Here is a 20,050-nt window from a genome sequence, read left to right as displayed (position 1 = left end):
TCAGGTGATCTCGGGCTCCATGGTGATCGCGCCGCAGGGACACTCCTCGACGCAGATGCCGCAGCCCTTGCAGTAGTCGTAGTCGATCGCGTAGCCGTGCGCCGCGTCGACCTTGAGGACCGCGTTGTCCGGGCACACCCCCACGCAGTTGTCGCAGCCGAAGCAGTTGCCGCACGACAGGCACCGTCGCGCCTCGAACAGCGCTGTCTCGGAGTCCAGCCCCCCGACCACCTCGGCGAAGTCGGAGACCCGGCGAGCCGCGTCCAGCCTCGGGCGCATGGTGCGCGGGGCGTCGCTGTAGTACCACGTGTTGAGCAGCTCGAAGTCCGCCGGCTCGCGCTCGACGGCCGGCTCGACGGCGCCGCCCCGCAGCCAGGCGTCGATGTGTCGGGCCGCCGTACGGCCGTGCCCGATCGAGACCGTCACCGAACGGGTCGACGGGACCATGTCACCGCCGGCGAAGACCCCGGGGTAGCCCGTCATCATGTCCGGACCGACCTGCACGACGCCGTCGGTGACCTGAACGCCGGGCAACGAGTCGACGAGGGAGTGGTCGACGTCCTGGCCGAGCGCGAGGACGAGGGAGTCGGCCTCGAGCTCGTCGAACTCACCGGTCGGCTGAGGCACGCCCTCGTCGTCGAGCTCCATGCGCTCCAGCGTCAGTCGGCCGCCGTCGGCGTGCTTCACCGTCGACAACCAACGGATCTGCACACCCTCCTCCAGCGCCTCGCGCACCTCGACGTCGTCGGCGGGCATCCGCTCGCGCGTGCGCCGGTAGACGACCACGGCCTCGTCGGCGCCGAGACGACGGGCGGTCCGGGCGACGTCCATGGCGGTGTTGCCTCCGCCGTACACCGCGACCCGGCGGCCGAGCTGCGGGCGCTCGCCACCCTCCGTGCGCGCCAGGACGTCGAGCGCGTCGAGGATGCGCGCGGACTGTCCCGCGGGGACGTAGGTCCGATGGCTGAGCTGAGCGCCGACGGCGAGGAAGGCGGCGTCGAAGCCGCCGTCGCGCAAGGTGGCGAGCAGGTCGGTCACCGTCGTGCTCGGGCGCAACGTGATGCCCGTGGCCAGCAGCCGGTCGATCTCGTGGTCGAGGATGTGCCGCGGAAGCCGGAACGTCGGGATGCCGTAGCGCATCATCCCGCCCGCCTGGTCGCCGGCGTCGTGGATCTCCACCTCGTGGCCGCCCTGCCGGAGGTGGTAGGCGACGGAGAGCCCGCACGGCCCCGCGCCCACGACGAGGACGCGTTTGCCGGTCCCGGCCTGCGGGCTCGGCAGGTCCCAGCCGCGGGCGATCGCCTCGTCGCCGAGGAAGCGCTCGACGGAGTTGATGCCGACCGCGGTGTCGAGCTGCGCGCGGTTGCACGCCGTCTCGCACGGGTGGTAGCAGACCCGGCCCATCACCGCGGGGAAGGGGTTGACGGCCACCAGATGACGCCAGGCCGCCTCGTAGCTGCCGTCCTCCGCGGCATAGAGCCAGCCCTGGATGTCCTCGCCCGCCGGGCAGTTCGCGTTGCACGGCGGCTCCCGGTCGACGTACACCGGCCGTTCGGTGCGCCAGGTGCCGGTGTGGTTGGCCAGGCTGGACCGCACGTCGAGGGTGATCGCGAAGGGCTTCTCCATCACCGTTCCCCTCCGTCTCGCAGCAGCCCGTAGCGAGCGATGGTGCGGTCGGCGACCCCCTGGATCCGCGCGATCAGGTCGGTGCGTTCGGGCTCACGGAACAGGTGGGCGTATCGCTTCTGGGGACGCAGGTAGTCCTCGACGGGTACCTGACCGCGGATGGGGAGCACCGACGTGACCTCGCCGTGCTCGGCCTCGAAGACCGGGAACAGTCCGCTGCGCTGCGCGAGCCTGGCCAGGCGCACCGTGTCCGATGCCGCCGACCCCCACCCGAGGGGGCACGGGACGAGCACGTGCAGGTACCGCGCTCCACGCATCGCCATCGCGCGGGCCACCTTGGCCTCGAGGTCGTGCAGCTCCGCGACCGTCGCCGTGGCGACGTAGGGGATGTCGTGCGCCATCGCGATCCTCGGGACGTCCTTGCCCTGCCCGATCGGGTTGCCGGGCTCGGGTCCGACCGCCTCGGTGGTCGCCGTGCGGGCGTACGCCGGCGTCGCACCGGAGCGCTGCACGCCGGTGTTCATGTACGCCTCGTTGTCGTAGCAGACGTAGAACACGTCGTCGTTTCGCTCGAACATGCCGGACAGGCAGGCCAGTCCGATGTCGACGGTCCCACCGTCACCACCTTGCGCGAGAACGCGTACGTCGGTCCGTCCCTGGGCCTCCAGGGCGGCGGCGACTCCCGCGGCGACCGCGGGCGCGTTGGCGAACACCGAGTGCAGCCACGGCACCTGCCAGGAGCTCTCTGGGTAGGGGGAGGAGAACACCTCCAGGCAGCCGGTCGCGTTCACGACCACCAGGCGCCCCCCGGTCGCGCGGTACGCCGCGTCGACGACGTAGCGCGCGCCGAGCGCCTCCCCGCACCCTTGACAGGCACGGTGGCCGGAGTTCAGCGAGTTGCGCCGCAGGGGACTGGCCTGCTCGGTGCGCTGTTCCTCGTCGAGCAGCCGGTTCCCGACGGCACGGCTTCCCACCTGATAGAACTTCACGTCCTGCGTGGGCATGACGGCCTCCTCACCGGACCCGCGAGCCGGGGACGCCTGCGTCGCGCAGCACGTCGAGGGTCGGAGACCGCGTCCGTTGCGGGTGCCCGACGCGGGCCAGTTCCTGCTCGACCAGGTCGGTCTGCAGGTCGAGGAAGGCCAGGCGCGCCAGCCGGCCGTCCGCGGCGTCGGCGAGCATCCGGTGCAGCGAGCTCTTGCTCACCGCCCGACCGCCCAGGCCGGCGACGACGGTGCTCACGTCGACCGGCAGGTCCTCGAGCGCCGATGCCACATCGCAGCTCACGATTCCGCCGGCCCCCGGGGCGAAGGCGCGCTCGAGGACGATCACGTGCGTGGCACCCTCCAGAGCCGAGCGCACCTCCGCGTACGGGAACGGGCGGAAGGCGGTGAGCGCGAGCACGCCGATCTGCTCCCCGCGGGCCTCGAGCTCGTCCGCGACGTCGCGCATGGTCCCGGTGGCCGACCCGATCGTGACGACGACGGTCTCGGCGCCGTCGACGCCGTACGCCGTCAACGGCGCGACCGTCCGCCCCAGAACCGCATGAAGCTCCTGGGCGAGCGACGGCAGGATCTCGAGCGCCCGCAGCTGGTGGTGGTGGGCGAGGTAGCGGACCTCGGTGAACGCCTCGGGGCCCACCATCGCGCCGATGGTGACCGGTTCGTCGGGGTCCAGCACCTGTTGCGGCCGATAAGACGGCAGGAAGGCGTCGACCTGCTCCTGGGCCGGGACGTCGATGGGCTCGACGGCGTGGGTGAGAACGAACCCGTCCATGCACACCATGACGGGGACGGACAACTCCTCCGCCAGCCGGAACCCGAGCACGTGGAGATCGACCGCGGCCTGGTTGTCCTCCGCGTACAGCTGCACCCAGCCGCAGTCGCGCTGGCTCATCGAGTCGCTCTGGTCGTTCCAGATGTTGATGGGGGCCCCGATCGCGCGATTGGCGACGGTCATGACGATGGGCAGCCCGAGACCGGAGGCGTTGAACAGTGCCTCGGTCATGTACAGCAGCCCCTGGCTGGCTGTCGCGGTATAGGCGCGCGAGCCGGCGGCCGAGGCCCCGATCGACGCCGACATCGCAGCGAACTCGGACTCGACGGGGATGAAGCGGCACCCGGTGAGCGCACCGCTCTTCACCGCCGATCCGAGGGCCTCGACGATGTGCGTCTGGGGCGTGATGGGGTAGGCGGCCACGACCCCGGGGCGGCAGCAGGCGACGGTCTCGGCGATGGCTCGGGAGCCTTCAATCTGCCTACGCATCGAGGGCCTCCTCGCGAGCACCGGCACGCTCGTACGCCGCGAGCGCGGCGGCGATGTTGCCCTCGGCGACCCGCGTCGAGAACCGCTCGCGGATCGCTTGTTCGACGCAGTCCATGGCCACCACCCCGGTGAGCGCGACGAACGCGCCGAGCAGGCAGGCGTTGGGAAGCGGGCGGCCGGTGTACCTGCGCGCGATCTCGGTGGCCGGGACGGTGACCAGCCGCTCCGGCCGGTGCGACTCGTGCAGGTCGGCCAGGCCGAGCTCCTCCCATCCGTGCGTGGAGTTGATGAGCACGTACCCGTCCGGATCCAGGCCGGCGAAGACCGCGACGTGGTGGAGCAGGGTCGGGTCGGACACGATCACGGCGTCGGGCTCGGCCACCGGCTCGCGCACCCTGATGGGCACGTGGTCGATCCGGCAGAACGCCATGACGGGCGCGCCCATCCGCTCGGAGCCGAAGCTCGGGAAGGCCTGTGCCTCGTGACCGTCGAGGAACGCGGCCACCGACAGCAGCTCGGCTGTCGTGACCACGCCCTGCCCGCCTCGGCCGTGGACCCGGATCTGGAACACGCGCAGCCCGCCTCCTCGCGATGAAGCCTCCTCCATGCTGGCCCCTCCGGCCAGCCGCTGCCGCGGGCCAACTGCCCGCGACACCGGGACCTTGGTCCTCAACCGGCACCCGCGAGGCAGGGCTTGCCGAGGCGGCGGGTCAGCCGCCGAGGTAGGACATCTCGGCGCGCGCCGGGTGGGCGGGGGTCAGCTGGTGCCGCAGCTCGGAATAGCGGTCGTCGCGGGAGGCCCAGACCCGCCGGATCGCCTGGCGAAGGTCCTCATCGGTCGCCCCGCCCCGCAGCAAGGCCCGCAGATCGGTCCCACGGGAGGCGAACAGGCAGGTGAACAGCTCGCCGGTCGAGGTGATTCGCGCGCGGGTGCAGTCCCCGCAGAAGGGCCGGCTCACCGAGGTGATCAGTCCGATCTCGCCGCCGCCGTCGGCGTACGCCCAGCGCTTGGCCACCTCTCCGGGGCGGGCAGGGGCCAGCGCCCGCAGGGGGTACACCTCGTCGATCCGGCGCAAGATCTCCTCGGCGGGCACGACGTCGTCGAGCACCCAGCCGTTGGTCGCCCCGACGTCCATGTACTCGATGAGGCGCAGCACGTGCCGGCCGTCCCGGGCGTAGCGCACCAGGTCGAGGATCCCCGCGTCGTTGACCCCCCGGCGCACCACGGCGTTGAGCTTCACCGGCGCGAAGCCGGCCGCAACCGCGGCGTCGATGCCGTCGAGGACGGTCTGGAGCGCCACGCGGGTGTCCGCCATCGAGGCGAAGGTGTCCGGGTCGACGCTGTCGAGGCTCACGGTCAGCCGGTCGAGCCCGGCGTCGCGCAGCGAGGCGGCGCGGGCGGCGAGGAGGGTGCCGTTGGTCGTCATCGCCACATCGGTGATGCCGGGAGTGCGGGCGACGGCGGTCACGAGCGTCTCGACGTCGCGGCGCAGAAGTGGCTCGCCGCCGGTGAGCCGTACCTTGCCTACGCCGAGCCCGGCGAACACCGACACCAGCCGGGCGAACTCCTCGTAGCTGAGGATCTCCTGACGAGGCAGGAACTCGTGGTTGGCGCCGAAGAGCTCCCGCGGCATGCAGTACGTGCACCGCAGGTTGCACCGGTCGGTGACCGACAGCCGAAGGTCGCCGAGCCGACGCCCGAAGGCGTCCCGTGTGGCGCTCATGCGGCCGCCACCACGTTTGTGGCGCGCCGGGTCGCGCGCGACCGGACCAGCCGGCGGTGGTGGAGCTCCTGCACCATCGCGACGGCGGCGCCGGCGAGCGACAGGGCGGCGCCACCGACGACCATCGCCACTGCTCCCAGGTGGATGTCGGACAAGGAGTGATCAGGGCTGACGAACTGCCCCTCGGCCCACATCCCCCACGCTATGGCCGCGTAGACCGGCACACCAATCGCGACCATCGCCAGCCCGCGGTGATAGCGCGGACGCCTGGTCGCGGGGTCCTGGCCGAGCACGGGGACCCAGAACATCAGCCCGCAGGCGAGCAAGCACACGTGGACGAACTCGTGGAACACCGGCTGGACCTCGCTGAGCCGGAACAGCGGCGTGAGGTCGCGACCTCGAGCACCAAAGCGACGCGCGCGACAGTGTCCCCCGCCCAGGGGGTGGGGACCGCTGCCCAGTCGACGCCCACATCCGGTCCTCGCCGCCGAAAGGGGGCCGACGCAGGTGCGGCTCGAGAGGCGTCCAGGCACCGCACTTGCGGCGTTCCCGAGCCGTCGGGCGAGCATCAGCACGATCACGCAGCAAGCCATCGGAACCCTTGTCCGGCTTGGTGATCCGCGGTGTCGACCGACGCTGGCACATCCGCATCGTCGGTAGGAGCGACGCCGATGTCCAGCGACCCTAAGCGTTCGCTTAGGTGCCGTTGACACCGAAGCGACGGGCGGACGGATACTGCGCACGTCTGCGGTCCTTCGCGGCGAAGTGAGGTCGTCATGCAGGTGCCTGCGCCGTTCGAGTACCAGCGAGCCAGCAGTGTCCAGGAGGCGATCGGTCTCCTCGAACGGCTCGGCAGCTCGGCCCGTCTCGTGGCCGGCGGCCACAGCCTCTTGCCGATGATGAAGCTGAGGCTGGCCAACTTCGAGTACCTGATCGACATCAACGACCTGCACGACGAGCTCGGCGGGATCACGGTCGAGGCGACCCAGGTCAGGGTCGGGGCGATGACCCGGCACCGCGAGCTGCTCGAGTCGGCGGAGCTCGGCCGTATCTTCCCGATCTTCCACGACGCGGAGCGGGTGATCGCCGATCCCGTGGTCCGCAACCGCGGCACCATCGGCGGCTCGTTGTGCCAGGCCGACCCCTCCGAGGACCTTTCGGCCGTGTGCACGACCCTTGACGCCAGCTGCGTGATCGTGGGCAGCTCCGGGGTGCGGGTCGTGACGATGGAGGACTTCCACCGCGGGCCGTACGAGACCGCCGTCGGTGACGACGAGATCCTCACCGAGGTGCGCATCCCGATCCGGCCGAACGGTTCCAGCGCCTACGAGAAGGTCGAGCGCCGGGCCGGGGACTGGGCGGTGGTGTCCGCGGGCGCGGCCGTCTGGATGGACGGCGGCGAGATCACCGACGCACGCGTGGGGCTGGCGGCGGTCGGGCCCAACACGACGGCCATCCCGGGGATCTCCGAGCTGCTTCGGGGCCAGCAGCCCTCGGAGGAGCTGTACGAGCAGGCGGGCGCGATCGCGGCGCGAAGCTGCAGCCCGGTGGCCGACATGCGCGGCAGCGAGGAGTACAAGCGACACCTGGCCGACGAGCTCACCCGCCGCACCCTGCGCCGGGCAGTGGCCAGGATCAACGGAGAGGACGTCTGAGCATGCAGGTCTCGATGACGGTCAACGGCGAACCGGTCACCGCCGACATCGAGGGGCGGCTGCTCCTCGTGCACTTCCTGCGCGACCATCTCGGTCTCACCGGGACCCACTGGGGCTGCGACACGAGCAACTGCGGCACGTGCGTGGTCTGGCTGGACCGCGAGCCGGTGAAGTCGTGCACCGTCCTCGCTGCCATGGCCAGCGGCCACGAGGTGCGCACGGTCGAGGGGCTGGAGACGGCAGCCGGCCTCGATGCCGTGCAGCAAGGCTTCATGGAGTGCCATGGTCTGCAGTGCGGGTTCTGTACGCCGGGGATGATGATGACCGCGCGCGCCCTGCTCGACCGCAACCCCGACCCGTCGGAGGAGGAGATCCGCGAGGCCATCTCCGGCCAGATCTGCCGGTGCACCGGATACTCGACGATCATCCGCTCGATCAGGTGGGCCGCCGCCAAGGAAGCCATGGCCGCGGAGCAGGTGGGGAGCGCGTCATGACCGTCACCGAATCTCGTCCCGAAGGCTTCGTCAACAACGACGAGCACCCCGTCGGCTACGGCCGGATGCTGCGCAAGGAGGACCCGCGCTTCATCCGCGGCAAGGGTCACTACTGCGACGACGTGCAGCTGCCGGGCATGCTGCACATGGCGATCCTGCGCTCGCCGGTCGCGCACGCCCGGATCGTGAGCATCGACACCACGGCGGCGGCCGCGCACCCGAAGGTCAAGGCGGTCATCACCGGCGAGACGCTGGCCGGGCTCGGGTTGGCGTGGATGCCGACCCTGTCCAACGACGTCCAAGCCGTGCTGGCCACGGACAAGGTGCGCTTCCAGGGCCAGGAGGTCGCCGTCGTCGTCGCGGAGGACCGCTACTCCGCTCGTGATGCGCTCGAGCTCATCGACGTCGAGTACGACACCCTGCCCCCGGTCATCGACGCGCGCCACGCGCTCGACCCGGACGCCCCCGTCATCCGCGACGACCGCGAGGGCAAGACGGACAACCACTGCTTCGACTGGGAGACCGGCGACGCGGCGGCGACGGATGCGGTCTTCGCCAAGGCCGAGGTCATCGTGACCCAGGACATCGTCTATCCGCGGGTGCACCCCGCGCCGATGGAGACCTGCGGTGCGGTGGCCGACTTCGACAAGGTCAACGGGAAGCTCACGCTGTACTCCACGTCGCAGGCGCCACACGCGCACCGCACGGTCTACGCGCTCGTCGCCGGCCTGCCCGAGCACAAGATCCGCGTGATCTCCCCCGACATCGGCGGCGGCTTCGGCAACAAGGTGCCGATCTACCCGGGCTACGTCTGCGCCATCGTCTCCTCGATCGTCACGGGGAAGCCCGTGAAGTGGATGGAGGACCGCTACGAGAACCTCATCAGCACGGGATTCGCGCGCGACTACATCATGCGCGGCGAGATCGCGGCGACCCGCGAGGGCAGGATCCTCGCGATCCGCTCCCATGTGCTGGCCGACCACGGGGCCTTCAACGGGACCGCGGCCCCGGTGAAGTACCCGGCCGGGTTCTTCGGTGTCTTCACGGGCAGCTACGACCTCGAGGCCGCCTACTGCAAGATGACCGCCGTCTACACGAACAAGGCACCCGGAGGAGTGGCCTACGCCTGCTCCTTCCGCATCACCGAGGCGGTCTACTTCGTGGAGCGGCTCGTCGACTGTCTCGCCGACGAGCTGCAGATGGACCCTGCCGAGCTGCGGCTCAAGAACCTCATCCGCCCGGAGCAGTTCCCGTACACGACGAAGACCGGCTGGGTCTACGACTCCGGGGACTACGAGACGACGATGCGCCTCGCCATGGCCGACATCGGTTACGAGGAGCTGCGCCGCGAGCAGGCCGAGAAGCGCGCTCGCGGGGAGATCATGGGCATCGGCGTCGCGTTCTTCACCGAGGCCGTCGGGGCCGGTCCGCGCAAGAACATGGACATCCTCGGGCTCGGCATGGCCGACGGCTGCGAGCTTCGGGTCCACCCGACCGGCAAGGCGGTCGTGCGCCTGTCGGTGCAGACCCAGGGCCAGGGCCACGAGACGACCTTCGCCCAGATCGTGGCCGAGGAGCTCGGGATCCCGCCGGCCGACATCGACGTCGTCCACGGCGACACCGACAACACGCCGTTCGGCCTGGGGACGTACGGCAGCCGCTCGACGCCCGTCTCCGGTGCGGCCGCCGCCCTGGTGTCGCGCAAGGTGCGGGACAAGGCCCAGATCATCGCCTCGGGGATGCTGGAGGTCTCGGTGGCGGACCTGGAGTGGGAGAAGGGCTCCTTCCGGGTGAAGGGCGACCCGTCCAAGTCGGTGACGATCCAGGAGATCGCGATGCGGGCGCACGGTGCCGGCGACCTCCCGGACGGTGTGGAGGGCGGGCTCGAGGCACAGATCTGCTACAACCCCTCGAACCTCACCTACCCCTACGGCGCGTACGTCTGCGTCGTCGACATCGATCCGGGAACGGCGCAGGTCACCGTGCGCCGCTTCCTCGCTGTCGACGACTGCGGTACTCGGATCAATCCGATGATCATCGAGGGTCAGGTGCACGGCGGCCTCACCGACGGCGTGGGCATGGCGTTGATGGAGTGGATCGCCTTCGACGAGGACGGGAACTGCCTGTCCGCCTCGCTGATGGACTACCTGATCCCCACGGCGCTCGAGGTGCCGGACTGGGAGACCGACCACACGGTGACCCCGTCCCCGCACCATCCGATCGGGGCCAAGGGAATCGGCGAATCGGCGACGGTCGGGTCGCCGCCCGCCATCGTCAACGCCGTGGTCGACGCGTTGAAGCCCTTCGGCGTCCGCCACGCCGACATGCCGTTGACGCCGTCCCGCGTCTGGGAGGCGATGCAGGGAAGGGCCCGGCCGCCGGTGTGAGCCTCGAGAAGCAGATCGACGAACGCCTGGCCCGTCGGGTCGGCGAGCTGGTCCGCAGCCGCACGCCGTACGTCCTCGCGACCGTCGTCCGGGCACAGGCGCCCACGGCCACCCGGGCCGGTGACCGGGCGATCGTGTTGTCGGACGGCACCATCGAGGGCTTCGTCGGCGGGGAGTGCGCGGAGGAGTCGGTCCGGGTCGCCGCGGTCGACTCGCTCAGGTCGGGGGAGCCAGTCCTCCTGCGGGTCCTCCCCGACGACCTCGGCGCCTTCCCGCGGACCCCGGGGGCGCACGTCGTGGTGAACCCGTGCCTGTCGGGAGGCGCCTTGGAGATCTTCCTCGAACCGAGGCCGCCCGCCGACGTGCTGCAGGTGGTCGGGGACACACCCATCGCGCAGGCCGTGGTCGCCTTGGCGGAGGTCCTGGGGTTCGACGTGGCGAGAGCGGCGGCGGGAGCGTCGCCACGCGGCGGAACTGTGGCCGTCGTCATCTCCACTCACGGCCACGACGAGGCCATGGCCGTCCGCGCGGCGCTCGATGCGGGCGTCGGGTTCGTGGGACTGGTCGCCAGCCGAAAGCGCGGCGGCGCGGTCCTCGACGCGATGGGCCTCGCCGAGGAGGAACGTGCGCTCGTCCACTCACCCGTGGGCGTGCCCATCGGGGCTCGGACCCCAGCGGAGATCGCGTTGTCGATCCTCGCCGCCGTCGTCCAGGCCAGGCGGGCCGGAGGCGTGACGCCCACCGGCCACGAGCAGGCCGTGCCGACGACCACCACGGACCCGATCTGCGGCATGACGGTGCTCATCGGCCCGGACACCCCCAGCCTGGTGGTCGGCGGCGTCGAGCACTGGTTCTGCGGCCGCTCCTGCCGCGACCGGTACGCCGCGCAGGTCGGCCTGGCCTGAGCGTGTTCGTCACGGGGCTGGTGCTCGCCGCCGGGTCGTCGAGCCGACTCGGCGCCCCCAAGCAGCTGCTCCCCTACCGTGGGGGCACCGTGCTGGGGACCACTCTCGCCACGGCTCGGGCCTGCGAGTTCGACCAGCTGGTCGTCGCGCTCGGCGGAGACGCGCCGCTCGTCCGGGGCGGCGTCGACCTCTCGGGCCTGGTCGTGGTGGACAACCCCGACCACCGCACCGGGTGCGCGTCCTCGGTGCGCGCGGCGCTGCCCGTGGTGGACGACCGGGCCGACGGGCTCGTGCTGCTGCTCGGGGACCAGCCAGGGGTGCGGGCCTCCGTCGTGCTCGAGCTGCTGGAGCGTGTGTTCGCCGCCTCGGCGCCGATGGGTGTGTGCCGCTACGTCGACGGCCGCGGCCACCCCCTGTGGCTGGCCCGTGAGGTCTTCGGCGACCTCGCCGAGCTGCATGGCGACAAGGGCGTGTGGCGGCTGCTCGAGTCCGGTCGACACCGCGTCGTCGAGCAGGACGTGGACTCCCCCGTGCCCCTCGACGTGGACACGTGGGACGACTACGCGAGACTGCTGTCCACCCAGTGACGGGAGAGCCCCCATCGCCACCGCACCCCTGCCCGTCGACGCGGCCGACGTCCAACGCCGCCTCGACGCGGTCGACTACCTCGTCGACCGCGGCCTGGCGACCGCGATCTTCCTCGCCCTGCGACTGGGCAGGCCGCTGCTGCTCGAGGGTGAGCCAGGCGTCGGCAAGACGGCCGCCGCCAAGGCGCTCGCCAGCGCCCTGGGCACGCGCTTCATCCGGTTGCAGTGCTATGAGGGCCTCACCGTCGCCGAGGCGCTGTACGAGTGGAACTACCAGCGTCAGCTGCTGGCCATCCGCATCGCCGAGGCACGCGCGGAGACTCCGCACGGCTCGGACCTGTTCGTCGAGGAGTTCCTCCAGGAGCGGCCGATCCTGCAGGCCATCCGAGACGCCGGCGCCCTGCCGCCGGTCCTGCTGATCGACGAGGTCGACCGGGCCGACGACGAGTTCGAGGCCCTGCTGTTCGAGTTCCTCGGCGAGGCGGCGGTGACCGTCCCGGAGCTGGGGACGTTCACCGCCGCCCGCCCGCCGTACGTCGTCCTGACCTCCAACCGCAGCCGCGAGCTGCACGACGCGCTGCGCCGCCGCTGTCTGTACCACTGGATCGAGTTCCCCGAACCGGCACGCGCGGTGGAGATCCTCCGACGCACGGTCCCCGGGGCCGCCGAACCCCTGATCCGAGACGCGGCGCAGTTCGTGGGGCGGGTCCGCTCACTGGAACTCGACAAGGCACCGGGGATGGCAGAGACCATCGACTGGCTGGGGGCCCTGGCGGCACTCGGTGTCTCCGAGCTCGTGCGCGAGGACGTCGTCGACACCCTGGGCACGCTGGCCAAGACCCCTGACGACCGAGCCGCGATCACGGCCGCGCTGGACGACCTCAACGCTGAGGAGAACGCGGGCCGGTGAGCGTCCTCTCCGGCGTCGACCGGGCCTCGTTCGCGATCGGGCTCACCGACCGCCTGCGCCGCCGCGGGGCGAGCGCGACCACGGGCGACGCCGCGGTGTTCGCCGCGGCGCTGGAGCGCTCCCCTCTCGAGGAGCCGCTCGACGTCTACTGGGTCGGCCGGCTGTGCCTGGTGCACCGGGCCTGCGAGATCCCGATCTGGGACGAGCTCTATCGGCTGGTCTTCGAGGCTGTCGAGCTCGACGTCGGCCGGCCCGGGTCGAGCGCCCGTGGCGCGCCGAGCGCGGCGGCGGACGACGAACGACTCGCCCCGGTGCGCGGGACCGACGGCGGCCCCGAGCAGGGCAGCGCCCTGCCGTGGGCCACGCTGCCGGCCCTCCAGACGGCGGTCGAGGCCGAGGACGAGGGGGTTGCGCTGCCGCAGCGGCTGCCCAGCGAGCTCTCGGCGATCGCCGACCAACCCTTCGACGCCCTCGACCCCGCCGACCTGGCGCGCTTGGGCGAGTGGCTGGAACAAGCCTTCTCCCGCTGGCCGACGAGGCGGAGCCGTCGGCTCGAGCCACGGACCGGCGGACCGTACGTCGACCTACGCCGCACGCTCGGGCGAGCCAGGCGGACGGGGTGGGAGCCGGCTGTGCTGGTGCGCTCGGCGCACCGTCGACGACCCCGGCGCCTCGTGCTCGTCTGCGACGTGAGCCGGTCGATGGAGGCCTATGCGACGTCCTACCTGCACCTCATGCGAGCAGCCGTCCAGGCGAGCGACGCCGAGGTGTTCGCCTTTGCCACCGAGCTCTCGCGGCTGACCCCGGTGCTGGCCCACCGGTCGGTCGACGTGGCGCTCGAGAGAGCCGGCGCCGTGGTGACCGACCGGTTCGGGGGCACTCGCATCGCGAGCAACCTGACCACCTTGCTGCGGTCGCGTCACGGCGACCTGCTCAGGGGAGCGGTCGTCGTGATCGCCTCCGACGGGTGGGACAGCGACCCGCCCGAGCAGCTGGACCGGGTGATGGCGCGGCTGCGACGAAGGGCGTACCGCGTGTTCTGGCTGAACCCCCGCGCCGGTGCCGAGGGCTTCGAGCCTCGCGTCGGTGCGATGGCCGCGGCCCTGCCGTACTGCGACCGGTTGCTCCCTGCCCACACCCTGAGAGCCCTGGTCGACGCCATCGCGGTCGTCTCGGATGGGCGAGCGCCCCCAACCGGGTCGGTCACTGCCAGAGCGTGACGTGGATCGACGGACGGAAGTGGCCGACGTTGACCCCGGTCCCGGCGAGCATGGCCTGGATGGCCCGTGGGGTGGAGACGAACCTCGTCAGCTCGGAAGCGGCGGGGACGACCGAGTGGTCGGGCAGCGTCGTCGTCGACCAGACGCCCTCGGCGGGCAGCTCCGGGCAGCGAAGGAGCACGAGGCGCCCGTTCGCGACGTCCCCCGAGACCGCGAAGGAGAGAGCCAGCGCCACCCCCGTTCCGCGTTTGGCCTCCTCGAGCGCCGCTGCGTGGCTCTGGAAGATCCGCTGCCGCGTCTCGGGCACGTTGAGCGTGCGCAGCAGGCGGGGAACGGCGCCCTCCGGGGTGACCGCGGACGGGCCGAGCAGCCACACCTGGTCGCGCAGCGCGGGCGAGGGAACCTCCTCCCCCGCGCCCGCGAGCGGGTGCCCGGCACCGACGACGGCGACCACCTGGTAGTGCAGGAACGGCCTCGACACCAGCCCGCTCGCGGGTCCGACCACCTCGGGTCCGATCGCGACGTCGACGGCGCGCGAGCCGAGCAGGGCGGCGAAGGAGGTGGGGCTGCGCACGCTGAGCTCCACGTCGATGTCGGCAGCGCGTCGGACGAACAGCTCGATGAGTCCGGGAGCGGAGTGCTCGGCGAACAGGCTCGTGGCTGCGACCCGGAGCAGGCGCCGGCCCATGCCGGCCTGGTTGACCTCGCGGATCGTCTGGTCCTGCAGCCCGAGCATCTCCGCGGCGCGGCTCGCGAGTCGCAGGCCACCCGGCGTGAACGCGAGTCCCGACGCGGTACGCGCGAACAGTGGGTCGGAGAACTCGCGGCGCAGCTGGCCGACGTGCAGCGAGACGGCTGCCTCGGTCACGCCGAGCTCGGCCGCAGCCTCCTTGACCGAGCCGTGCCTGGCGACCGCCGAGTACGCGCGCAACTGGCTGGGTGTCACCGAACTCCCTTGGCTCTTCGAGCCAATGTAGCCCGCGGCGCCCGTCCCGGCCGCGCGAGCGGGCTACCCGTCGGCGAACCACCGCCGAGCCGTCTCGGCCGCCACGGCGAGCTTGGCGTACTGCTGCTCGACAGAGAGGAGGTTGGCGCCCTCGGCGTGGGTGGCGAAGCCGCACTGCGGGCTGATCGCCAGCTGGTCGGGATCGATGGACGCGGCCGCGTCGTCCAGCCGCCGCATCAGCCGCTCGGGGGACTCCACCTCCGCGACCTTCGTGCTGATGAGCCCGAGGACGGCGACGCGGCCCTTGGGGACGTGGGCCAGGCAGGAGAATCCGCCTGAGCGCTCGTCGTCGAACTCGAGGAGCAGCCGGTCCACGGGCAAGGTGGCGAACAACTCCTCGGCGACGGGGTCGTAGCCGCCCTCGTTCATCCAGTGGCTCGCGTTGTTCCCCCGGCAGACGTGCAGCGCGACCGTGGTCGCCTCGTCGCGTGGGATGGAGGAGAGCAGCGCCGTGTCGGCGGCGAGCATGGCGCGGAAGGCGGCCTGCGGATCGCGTCCCCCCGCGGCCATGCGAGCGCGGGCATCCGCGTCCAGGAACACCCCGTAGCCCGGGTTGTCGATCTGCACGTAGGAGACCCCGGCAGACACCAGCCGGCTGATCTCATCGGCCATGATCGCCTGGAAGGCTTGGGCCAGGTCGGCGGTCGTGGCATAGGGCCCGCCCTCGATGACGAAGCGGTCGGCCAGGAAGGCCGGCGACGGCAGGGTGATCTTGTACGGCCGCCCGGTGTGCTCCGCGAGGAAGCCGGCCTCGCCCAGCGCGATGTCCTCGACGCGGGTGACGTTCCCGACGACGCGCCAACGCCGCGAACGCAGCATGACCCGCCCCTCGGGGCCCCGCCACGGCAGGTCGAACTCCTCCTCCTCGAGGCCGGACACGGCGGCCGCGAACCCGGCTCGGAACTCCTCGCGGCGAAACTCCCCGTCCGTGACGACGTCGATCCCCGTCTGCTCCTGGGCACGCAGAGCCTCGACGATCGCGCTGTCCTCGGCGGCGGTCAGCTCCTCCCGTCCGATGGCGCCGTCGGCGAAGCGGTGCCGGGCCTCGATGAGGGACGCCGGTCGGAGCAGGCTGCCGACGTGCTCGGTTCGAAGCGGCACGCCAACCCCCAAGGTCGGTCAGGTCCGACCACAGCCGGACGGACGTGCGTGACCGTAGTGCGCCGACGCCCCACGTCGACGGTGCGCGGATGACGGGCTTCGAATCCTTAGGCTTCGCCGTCCGAGGTATCGAGCGGGATCAGGTCCCAACGCGTGCGCTCGGTGAGCCGGGGCAGGACCGTGCCGCGCAGCCAGCGTTCGAAGTGAGGGGATGCCAGGTGCGCCTGGAACGCCGCCTCGTCGGCGTAGGTCTCGACGAGCACCACGCGCAGCTCGTCGGAGGGGTCGACGTAGACCTGGTAGGACCGGCAGCCCGGCTCCGCCCTCGTCGGTTCGAGCATCTGCCGCAGCGCTTCGTGGACCGTCTGGACCTCCTCCGGCACCACCCGGTACTGCGCGACCACCGTGAACGCCACCGCGACCTCCTCGCCTTGCTATGGCAGGCACCACAGTGTGGTCGCTCACGCCCTTCGTGGGTGCCCGGGCGGCGCGTCGTCGGCGCGGTCGGACGTACACCAAAGGTTGCGGCTTTCGCGGATGTCGGGGGCCGACCTCCCACCTAGCATCGGCCCGGTCGGCGACGAATCGTCGGAGCCCGGACGCGCGAAGGAGGAGCCGAGTGTCGACCTCCGCTGAAGCGCCGGTGTTCGGCAACTTGCTCGCTGACGCGTGGGTGCAGGGCTCCGGGGGCGACCCGCTGGAGGTCAGGGACCCCGCGGATCTGCGGATCGTCGTCGGCCGAGTCCCTTCGATGACCCCCGAGGACGTCGGTGCGGCGTACCAGGCGGCCGCGGCCGGGCTCGAGGTCTGGCGAGCGACCGGTCCGCTCGACCGAGCCACTGTCCTGCAGCGTGCGGCGCACCTGCTGCGACGCGACCAGCAGGACCTCGCCGGGCTGATCGTGAGCGAGATGGGCAAGACCCTCGCAGAGGCCGGGGTCGAGGTCGCGAAGACGGCCGACTTCTTCGACTTCTACGCATCGCTCGCGCGCCTGCCCCAGGGCGAGCTGCTGGCGGACGCGCGCCCCGGCACGCGTACGGAGGTCCGCGTTGAGCCGGTTGGCGTCGTCCTGGCGATCACGCCGTGGAACGACCCGCTGCTGACGCCGGCGCGCAAGCTCGCACCCGCGTTGGCGGCGGGCAACGCCGTCGTGATCAAGCCGTCGGAGGAGTCGCCACTCATCACGCTGCGCCTTGCGCAGGTGCTGCGCGACGCGGGCCTGCCCCCCGGCGTCCTGGGGACCGTCACCGGCAGCAGCCGTGTCCTGTCCGACGCCCTGCTCCTCGATCCCCGGGTGGCCGCGGTGACCTTCACCGGATCGACGCCGGTCGGGCGGCTGCTCGAGGGCCGGCTCGCCGGCACCGGCGTACGGCTGCAGTCGGAGACCGGCGGCAAGAACGCCTCCGTGGTCCTCGCCGACGCCGACCTCGAGCTGGCGGCGAGCGTCGTCACGTCGGCCGCGTTCGCGCAGAGTGGGCAGCGCTGCACCGCGACGAGCCGCTTGGTCGTCGACGCCTCGGTCGCCGACGCGTTCATGGAACTGCTCCTCGACCGGGTCTCGCGCATCGTCGTCGGGCCGGGCCGAGACCCGCGCACGACGATGGGTCCGGTGGTCAGCAAGGCTCAGCAGAGGACCGCGCTGGAGCATGTCGTGACCGCCCGCGACGCCGGCGCGCGCGTCGTCCACGGCGGCCGGACCCCCACTGACGAGCTCCTGGCTCATGGCTGTTTCGTCGAGCCGACCGTGGTCGACGGGGTGACGCCCGACATGCGGCTCTGGCGCGAGGAGGTCTTCGGCCCAGTGCTCGCCGTCGCTACCTGCCACGGTCTGGACGAGGCAGTGGCCCTGGTCAACGACTCGGCGTACGGCCTCGCGGCCGCCGTGTTCACGACAAGCCTCACCGCATCGGCGTCGTTCGTCGAGCGGGTCGACGTGGGGCAGGTTGCGGTCAACCTGCCTACGGCCGGCTGGGACGTCCACCACCCCTTCGGCGGGTTCCGCGACTCGGGGTCGCCGTTCAAGGAGCAGGGCACGAGCGGGCTGCGCTTCTACACCCGCCTGAAGACGGCGGCGGTGAGGCACGAGTGGTGACCGGGGGGGCCGACGTCGGTGTGGTCGGCGCGGGCATCGTCGGGCTGGGGATCGCGGCTCGGCTCGTCGAGTCACGTCCGGGTTCGCGGGTCGTGGTCCTGGAGAAGGAGCCGGATGTCGGCCGTCATCAGACCGGCCACAACTCCGGCGTCGTCCACGCGGGGGTTTACTACGAGCCGGGGAGCCTCAAGGCGCGGCTGTGCCGAGAGGGGGCCACGGAGCTCAAGGCTTACTGCGCGACTCGAGGCATCGCCTACGACGAGATCGGGAAGCTGATCGTGGCCCGCGACGAGGCCGAGGTCGCACGACTGCGTGAGCTGCGACGGCGCGGCGAGGCGAACGGCGTGCCGGGTCTCGAGTGGCTCTCGGAGCGTCAGATCGCGGAGCGCGAGCCAGGGGTCGTGGGGCGTGCCGCGCTGTACTCCCCGACCACCGCGATCGTCGACTACCCCGCCGTGGCTCGTGCCCTCGCCGAGGACGTTCGGGCGGCCGGCGGCGAGGTCCTCACCGAGGCCGAGGTGATGGCGATCACCCGGACCTCCGACGGAGTTCTCGTCGAGGCGGCCGGCGCGAGCAGGACGGTGCGGCAGCTGGTGATCTGCGCCGGCCTGCAGAGCGACCGGGTCGCCGCCCTGGCGGGCGACCCGGCCGACCCGCGGATCGTGCCGTTCCGCGGGGAGTACCTCCGCCTGCGTCCGGACGTGCGCGGTCGCGTCCGCCATCTCATCTACCCGGTGCCCGACCCGGCCTATCCGTTCCTCGGCGTGCACGTCACGCCTCGCGTCGACGGCGAGGTCGACATCGGCCCGAACGCGGTGCTCGCGCTGTCACGCGAGGGGTACCGCCGGCGAGACGTATCCGCTGCCGAGATCCGCGAGCTGCTTCGCACACCGGGTGTGCGAAAGCTGGCGCGCCAGCACTGGCGGACGGGTGTCCGCGAGCTGCGCGGCTCCCTGTCGCGTCGAGCCTTCCTGGCAGAGGCGCGGACGTATCTGCCGTGGCTTCGCGCGGAGCACGTCGTCCGTGCGCCGGCGGGCGTACGTGCCCAGGCCGTCGACCCGGACGGCAGCCTCGTCGATGACTTCCGCCTCAGCGGGACGGACGGCGTCCTCGCGGTCCGCAACGCCCCCTCCCCCGCGGCGACGGCATGCCTCGCGATCGCGCGGCACGTCGTCGACCAGATGTGTTCCACCCCGATTGGAAGGTGAAGTGTGTTCATCGTCGACTCCCAGGTGCACATCTGGCGCGAGGAGACTCCCGACCGTCCCTGGGTCCCTGGCGCCCGTGAGCGGATCCGCCTCAACGGGCACCGCGAGGAGGCGTTCAGCTACGAGGAGTGCCTGCGGCTCATGGACGAGGCAGGCGTCGACCGCGCGCTGATCCTCCCGCCGTCCTGGGAGGGAGACCGCATCGACTACGCCCTCGAGGCGTGTGAGGCCCACCCGGACCGCTTCGGCGTGATGGCGCGGGTCCCGCAGAACAAGCCGGACGAGGGCACCGCGATGCTGTACGACTTCGCCCAGAACCCGCACGTCAAGGGCGTCCGGCTGACCTTCCACCGCCCGATCGACCGGAACTGGATGATCGACGGGACCAACGACTGGTACTGGCCCGTCGCGGAGGAGCTGGGCATCCCGACCATGGTCCATGCCCCGATCTGGAAGGCCGAGCTCGGCGCCATCGCCGACCGTCACCCCGGGTTGCGGATCATCATCGACCACATGGGGATCATGGCTCGCTGCGTCGACGACGCGATCGGCTACTGGGTGAGCGAGACCGCTGACCTCGCCGGACACCCGAACATCTACGTGAAGGTCTCCGCGATCCCCGGCTACTCGACGCAGCCCTTCCCGAACCTGAACATCGAGAAGTACGTCCGCGAGATGGTCGACAAGATGGGCGCACGGCGCTGCTTCTGGGGCACCGACATCACTCGACTGCTGGGCCACGGGTTGACCTACACCGACACCATCGAGCAGTTCACCAAGCACTTCACGTTCACTCCCGAGGAGCTCGAGTGGATCATGGGAAGGGGGATCTGCGAGTGCATCGACTGGCCGATCCCGGTCAAGGCGTGA

General features: G+C 71.5%; 19 protein-coding genes. 10 read left to right on the top strand and 9 right to left on the bottom strand.

What is annotated here, in order from left to right:
* From VMI11_09635 to VMI11_09610, 6 genes are all read right to left on the bottom strand, one after another.
* Positions 1 to 1,626, bottom strand: coding sequence for an NAD(P)-binding protein (locus VMI11_09635; GenBank protein ID HTY72669.1), 1,626 nt, complete (start codon positions 1,624 to 1,626; stop codon positions 1 to 3).
* Positions 1,626 to 2,630 carry a thiamine pyrophosphate-dependent enzyme gene (locus VMI11_09630; GenBank protein ID HTY72668.1) on the bottom strand — a complete coding sequence of 335 codons (1,005 nt, stop codon included), beginning with the start codon at positions 2,628 to 2,630 and terminating at the stop codon, positions 1,626 to 1,628. Before VMI11_09630 ends, VMI11_09635 begins: the two co-directional genes overlap by 1 nt.
* 10 nt (positions 2,631 to 2,640) lie before the next feature.
* Positions 2,641 to 3,891 carry a pyruvate ferredoxin oxidoreductase gene (porA, locus tag VMI11_09625; protein ID HTY72667.1) on the bottom strand — a complete coding sequence of 417 codons (1,251 nt, stop codon included), beginning with the start codon at positions 3,889 to 3,891 and terminating at the stop codon, positions 2,641 to 2,643.
* The gene (locus tag VMI11_09620; protein HTY72666.1) at positions 3,884 to 4,462 is read right to left on the bottom strand and encodes a 2-oxoacid:acceptor oxidoreductase family protein; all 579 of its coding nucleotides are present in this window, start codon (positions 4,460 to 4,462) and stop codon (positions 3,884 to 3,886) included. The genes porA and VMI11_09620 overlap by 8 nt, the downstream gene beginning before the upstream one ends.
* 139 nt (positions 4,463 to 4,601) lie before the next feature.
* Positions 4,602 to 5,615 carry a GTP 3',8-cyclase MoaA gene (gene moaA / locus VMI11_09615; protein ID HTY72665.1) on the bottom strand — a complete coding sequence of 338 codons (1,014 nt, stop codon included), beginning with the start codon at positions 5,613 to 5,615 and terminating at the stop codon, positions 4,602 to 4,604.
* Complete coding sequence (locus VMI11_09610; protein ID HTY72664.1) at positions 5,612 to 6,184, bottom strand: cytochrome c oxidase assembly protein; 573 nt, start codon at positions 6,182 to 6,184, stop codon at positions 5,612 to 5,614. The genes moaA and VMI11_09610 overlap by 4 nt, the downstream gene beginning before the upstream one ends.
* 207 nt (positions 6,185 to 6,391) lie before the next feature.
* Here VMI11_09610 and VMI11_09605 point away from each other — a divergent pair, with 207 nt between their 5' ends.
* From VMI11_09605 to VMI11_09575, 7 genes are read left to right on the top strand one after another with little or no spacing between them, the layout of a single operon-like run.
* Complete coding sequence (locus VMI11_09605) at positions 6,392 to 7,270, top strand: xanthine dehydrogenase family protein subunit M (protein HTY72663.1); 879 nt, start codon at positions 6,392 to 6,394, stop codon at positions 7,268 to 7,270.
* Positions 7,271 to 7,272: 2 nt separating this feature from the next.
* Positions 7,273 to 7,764: a (2Fe-2S)-binding protein gene (locus VMI11_09600; GenBank protein HTY72662.1), complete on the top strand. Its 492-nt coding sequence runs from the start codon at positions 7,273 to 7,275 to the stop codon at positions 7,762 to 7,764.
* Positions 7,761 to 10,151, top strand: coding sequence for an aerobic carbon-monoxide dehydrogenase large subunit (locus tag VMI11_09595; protein ID HTY72661.1), 2,391 nt, complete (start codon positions 7,761 to 7,763; stop codon positions 10,149 to 10,151). Before VMI11_09600 ends, VMI11_09595 begins: the two co-directional genes overlap by 4 nt.
* Positions 10,148 to 11,056 (top strand): XdhC family protein, encoded by a 909-nt coding sequence (locus VMI11_09590; protein ID HTY72660.1) that lies wholly within the window; start codon positions 10,148 to 10,150, stop codon positions 11,054 to 11,056. Before VMI11_09595 ends, VMI11_09590 begins: the two co-directional genes overlap by 4 nt.
* Before the next feature lie 2 nt (positions 11,057 to 11,058).
* The gene (locus VMI11_09585) at positions 11,059 to 11,643 is read left to right on the top strand and encodes a nucleotidyltransferase family protein (GenBank protein ID HTY72659.1); all 585 of its coding nucleotides are present in this window, start codon (positions 11,059 to 11,061) and stop codon (positions 11,641 to 11,643) included.
* Between the two features lie 13 nt (positions 11,644 to 11,656).
* Positions 11,657 to 12,553: a MoxR family ATPase gene (locus VMI11_09580; GenBank protein HTY72658.1), complete on the top strand. Its 897-nt coding sequence runs from the start codon at positions 11,657 to 11,659 to the stop codon at positions 12,551 to 12,553.
* Positions 12,550 to 13,773, top strand: coding sequence for a VWA domain-containing protein (locus tag VMI11_09575; GenBank protein HTY72657.1), 1,224 nt, complete (start codon positions 12,550 to 12,552; stop codon positions 13,771 to 13,773). Before VMI11_09580 ends, VMI11_09575 begins: the two co-directional genes overlap by 4 nt.
* Here the strand turns inward: VMI11_09575 and VMI11_09570 are convergent.
* The 3 genes from VMI11_09570 to VMI11_09560 form a co-directional block, all read right to left on the bottom strand.
* Positions 13,757 to 14,719: a LysR family transcriptional regulator gene (locus VMI11_09570; GenBank protein HTY72656.1), complete on the bottom strand. Its 963-nt coding sequence runs from the start codon at positions 14,717 to 14,719 to the stop codon at positions 13,757 to 13,759. The two genes, VMI11_09575 and VMI11_09570, sit on opposite strands and share 17 nt — an antisense overlap.
* Before the next feature lie 63 nt (positions 14,720 to 14,782).
* Positions 14,783 to 15,880: a cobalamin-independent methionine synthase II family protein gene (locus tag VMI11_09565; protein HTY72655.1), complete on the bottom strand. Its 1,098-nt coding sequence runs from the start codon at positions 15,878 to 15,880 to the stop codon at positions 14,783 to 14,785.
* Between the two features lie 107 nt (positions 15,881 to 15,987).
* A complete protein-coding gene (locus VMI11_09560) occupies positions 15,988 to 16,296 on the bottom strand; it encodes a putative quinol monooxygenase (GenBank protein ID HTY72654.1) in 309 nt (102 codons plus the stop codon).
* Positions 16,297 to 16,499: 203 nt separating this feature from the next.
* Here VMI11_09560 and VMI11_09555 point away from each other — a divergent pair, with 203 nt between their 5' ends.
* The 3 genes from VMI11_09555 to VMI11_09545 are packed head-to-tail and all read left to right on the top strand — an operon-like array spanning position 16,500 to position 20,050.
* Complete coding sequence (locus VMI11_09555; protein HTY72653.1) at positions 16,500 to 17,972, top strand: aldehyde dehydrogenase family protein; 1,473 nt, start codon at positions 16,500 to 16,502, stop codon at positions 17,970 to 17,972.
* Positions 17,969 to 19,180 (top strand): L-2-hydroxyglutarate oxidase, encoded by a 1,212-nt coding sequence (lhgO, locus tag VMI11_09550; GenBank protein ID HTY72652.1) that lies wholly within the window; start codon positions 17,969 to 17,971, stop codon positions 19,178 to 19,180. The genes VMI11_09555 and lhgO overlap by 4 nt, the downstream gene beginning before the upstream one ends.
* A 3-nt stretch (positions 19,181 to 19,183) precedes the next feature.
* Complete coding sequence (locus VMI11_09545) at positions 19,184 to 20,050, top strand: amidohydrolase family protein (protein HTY72651.1); 867 nt, start codon at positions 19,184 to 19,186, stop codon at positions 20,048 to 20,050.

It is taken from the genome of Actinomycetes bacterium, assembly GCA_035506535.1.
In the GTDB taxonomy this organism is placed as follows: domain Bacteria; phylum Actinomycetota; class Actinomycetes; order DATJPE01; family DATJPE01; genus DATJPE01.
This window is presented reverse-complemented; position numbering and strand designations above follow the sequence as displayed.